This window comes from Protofrankia sp. Cr1, from assembly GCF_963555865.1.
Classification (GTDB): Bacteria; Actinomycetota; Actinomycetes; order Frankiales; family Frankiaceae; genus Protofrankia.
In genome coordinates this window covers 3,133-6,656 of record NZ_CAUVXO010000304.1, presented here as the reverse complement: position 1 = coordinate 6,656, position 3,524 = coordinate 3,133, and the positions used below count along the sequence as shown (strand labels likewise).

At 66.9% G+C, this 3,524-nt stretch carries 6 protein-coding genes; all 6 read right to left on the bottom strand.

Annotation, left to right across the window (positions count from 1 at the left end; translation table 11 throughout):
* Nucleotides 1-11: 11 nt before the first annotated feature.
* Nucleotides 12-233, bottom strand: a complete 222-nt coding sequence (locus tag U9980_RS19745; protein WP_322753805.1) for a hypothetical protein — start codon at nt 231-233, stop codon at nt 12-14.
* Nucleotides 230-478, bottom strand: a complete 249-nt coding sequence (locus U9980_RS19740) for a hypothetical protein (protein WP_322769274.1) — start codon at nt 476-478, stop codon at nt 230-232. The genes U9980_RS19745 and U9980_RS19740 overlap by 4 nt, the downstream gene beginning before the upstream one ends.
* Before the next feature lie 175 nt (nt 479-653).
* Nucleotides 654-770 carry a DUF397 domain-containing protein gene (locus U9980_RS19735; protein ID WP_322769273.1) on the bottom strand — a complete coding sequence of 39 codons (117 nt, stop codon included), beginning with the start codon at nt 768-770 and terminating at the stop codon, nt 654-656.
* Nucleotides 771-1,261: 491 nt separating this feature from the next.
* Nucleotides 1,262-1,534: a type II toxin-antitoxin system RelE family toxin gene (locus tag U9980_RS19730; RefSeq protein ID WP_416210331.1), complete on the bottom strand. Its 273-nt coding sequence runs from the start codon at nt 1,532-1,534 to the stop codon at nt 1,262-1,264.
* 10 nt (nt 1,535-1,544) lie between these two features.
* Nucleotides 1,545-1,826 carry a type II toxin-antitoxin system Phd/YefM family antitoxin gene (locus U9980_RS19725; RefSeq protein WP_322749013.1) on the bottom strand — a complete coding sequence of 94 codons (282 nt, stop codon included), beginning with the start codon at nt 1,824-1,826 and terminating at the stop codon, nt 1,545-1,547.
* A gap of 100 nt (nt 1,827-1,926) precedes the next feature.
* On the bottom strand, nt 1,927-3,366 hold the full coding sequence (lysS, locus tag U9980_RS19720) for a lysine--tRNA ligase (RefSeq protein WP_322769272.1): 1,440 nt from the start codon (nt 3,364-3,366) through the stop codon (nt 1,927-1,929).
* Nucleotides 3,367-3,524 lie beyond the last annotated feature (158 nt).

Sequence of the window (3,524 nt, the reverse complement as noted above, 5' to 3'; positions counted from 1 at the left end):
GGTGACGATCCCTACACCGGCGGCCGGGTGTCCCATCCCGGATTGGCCGGCGGCTCCGCGCCCGGCCCGTAGCCCGGCGCCCACACCGTCCGCAGCGGCTTGCCGTGCGGGCAGACCCCTTCTTCGGGGACCGGCTCGACGCTGCCGGTTGCGTGGAACTGGGCGCCCCGTTGCCGCCGGCATTTGTTGCAGGCGACAAGTTCCAGCATGCGAACCGAATCATCGTCGCTCACTTGGCGACCCGTCCCGTTCCGTCGCATGTTCCGCAGTCTCTCGCCTGGGTGCCGCTGAAGCCGCCGTCTTCGTCCTGCTCGGACCTGTCAAAGACGACCTTGCCGGCACCGTTGCAAGTAGGGCAATCCGCGAACTCGACATCACGGACGTTTTTACCGGCCGTGGCGTCCTTACCGCCGCGTTTGACGCCGTCCCGGCCGGTGCTTGCGCCGCCACCGGTGCTACCCCGCTTGTTCCACGCCATTGTATGCGCCTTCCGCGTCTGTTCCGCTACGGATTCAAGGGTAAACCGGTGATCGCCCGGACGATGTGAGGTCTGGACGATACGGTACGTGGCGACCCCGCTCTCCTTGCATGCGCCGGGCCCCTGCCGCGGTGGAGGAGGGTGCGGCAGGGGCTCGGAGTCTGGTGGGGACGGCTCAGATGCCGAACTCGCCGTCCTTGGCGCAGTCGAGGAACGCCCGCCACTCCTCCTTCGAGAACGGCATCACACCGCCGGAACGGTTGTTCGAGTCGCGCACCAACCAGGCACTCACTCCACGATCACCAATCGCACATGCCCACCGTCAACGATGCCCAGCGGCCCTTCCATGCCCACCCAAAGAGACGCGGGACAGCCCGTTCGTCCCCCGGCTCGAACCGCACCACCCCGTGGAGCACGGGTATCCGCCCGTCCCCACCGTCCCGTCCCGTCATCGGTTGGACGCCGGCCCGGACCCGCGGAGACGACGCGCTCAACACGGAGCCGGGCCGGTTGTGCCATAGGCTTGCGTGCCACCCCGCCGCACCGGAAGACAAGATTCATCATCTGAAAGTCACCTGATCACGCGGTCTGCGAGCGGCTCGCGGATGGATGGAACGCCTGACACGGTAGGCGAGGTTGATATAACTGGACACCCCGGCGGACGTACCGTAAGGGTCGGTCCTGCCACGAGACGTGACCCTGTCTCCCGGCTTGCGCCAAGCGGCACCCACACTGGGAGTTGGCGATAGGTGGCACAGATGCGCATCCCTCGGCCGGGAGCGGCTAGGCGTTGCCGGGCCGGTACACGTCGGCTCGATGTGCGATCCGCAGCAGCGTCACGAGCTTCGCGTCCTCGTCGATCCGGTACAGGACCCGGTAAGGTCCGCGGCGAGCGCTGAACGAACCGGAAAGTTCGCGTTCCAGGGGCTTGCCGACCCGCTGCGGTGCCGCCGCGAGGTCACCGAAGACGAATTCGACGATCGCTGGCACGATGCGCGGCGGGACACGCTGGAGATCTCGCCGTGCGGTGGCAGTAAAGATCACTTCGTAGTTCACTGCGGGCGACTTACCGATCGCGCTTGGGCACGCCGAACTCGCCGCGGATCTGTGTCTCGTCGAAGACCCGTCCGGCGATCGCGTCGGAGTCGGCCTCGGTCAGGGATTCACGGATGCCCGGCTGTGACAGCCAGTACAAGGTCTCCTGGATCGACTCCCACTCATCGACGCCGATCAACACGGCGGCAGGTGAGCCGTTCTTAGTGATCGTCACCTGCTCGCGAGTGATCGAGGTTGCGTCGACCAGCTCGTTCAGCCTGTCCTTGACCTTCGAGATCGGTAGTGTTTGCACGTCGCCATCATAGGCCAGAATTTCGGCTTTCTCTAGGCTTAGATTTGGGCCGACGCTCGACCGGGGCGTCAGCTGGCCGCCGGGGTGGCCCGGGGCTCGGTCAGGCGTCGTCGTCGGGGCTGCTCTGGCCTTTGCGGGCGCCGCGCATGGCCGGGAAGAGGACGACTTCCCGCAGGGTGGACGCGTCGGTGAGCAGGGCGACGAACCGGTCGATACCAAGACCGAGGCCGGACATCGGTGGCATGCCGTATTCCATCGCCTCGATGAAGTCCTCTTCCATCATCATCGTCTCGTCGTCGCCGGCCTCACGCAGCCGGGTCTGTTCCTCTAGCCGTTCCCGCTGCTCGGCCGGGTCGACCAGCTCCGAGTACGCCTTGACGATTTCCCAGCCGTTGACGACGACCTGGAACATGTCGAGCCTGGTCGGGTCGCTGTCGCTGCGCCGGGCGAGCGGGACGAGCTCAGCCGGGTGATGCACCAGGAAACAGGGCTGGACGAGGTCTGGCCGTACGGTCTTCTTGTAGAGCAGATCGACTAGGCCGGCGTAGGAGGCGGCTCCGTCAACCTCCAACCCGAGCCCGGCGACCCGTTCCCGCAGGGTCGGCAGGTCGCGCACGACGGTGAGGTCGATGCCGGTTCGCCGGGCGACCTCGGTCCGGTAGTCCAGTTCCGGCCAGTCGGCACCGAAGTCCAGTTTCACCCCGTCGTAGGTGACCGTGCGGGTACCGAAGACCTCGTCGAGTACGGCGAGGATGAGCGCCCGGACGAATGCCATGTTGTCGCGGTAGTCCCAGTAGGCCGCGTACCACTCCAGCATCGTGAACTCCTGCAGGTGCGAGGAGTCCATGCCTTCGTTGCGGAAGTTGCGGCCCAGCTCGTAGACCCGGTCCAGGGAACCGACGACGACGCGCTTGAGGTAGGTTTCCGGCGAGATCCGCAGGTAGAAGTCCTCGCCGAGCGCGTTGTGCCGGGTGACGAACGGCCGGGCCGCCGCACCGGACGCCGCCTCCTGCAGGACCGGGGTCTCGACTTCGAGAAAGTCGTTGTCGTCGAGGAACCGACGGATCCGCCGGATGATTTTCGCCCGGGTCTGGAACCGGCCCCGGGAGTCGGCGTTGACCAGCAGGTCGAGGTAACGGCGACGGTACCGAGCCTCCACGTTGGAGATGCCCTGCCACTTGTCCGGCAACGCGCGGACCGTCCGGTTCAAAACGGTGAGTTCGGATACCGCTACGGTGCGCTCGCCACGGCGGGTGGTGTAAAGACTGCCGGCGACCCCGACGAAGTCGCCGATCTTCACGGCCCGGGACCACTCCTTGACGACTTCCGCGCCCAGATCGTCCCGGGACAGCGAAATCTGGAGCCGGCCGCTGCGGTCCTGCAGGTGCCCGAAGATAAGCCCCCCCATCCGGCGCCACAGGACGACCCGGCCGGCGAGACGGACGGCCGTCCCGTCCGGTGCGGCCTCGACGTCGGCGGCGACGGTGTCAGCGCGGTAACCGGACCGGGGCCCCATTGCTCCGGACTCCTGCGTCGACATCAACACACCCTCTTAGAGCGACCGGCACCCGGGTGGCCGTACGGTGACAAAACCTCGGCGAACGGGCCAACTGCAACCGACCGTCATCCCGGTGACGGCTACACCAGCCTACCGGCCCAGGCGCAGCTGGCCCCGACGGCCCGACGGCCCGACGGCCC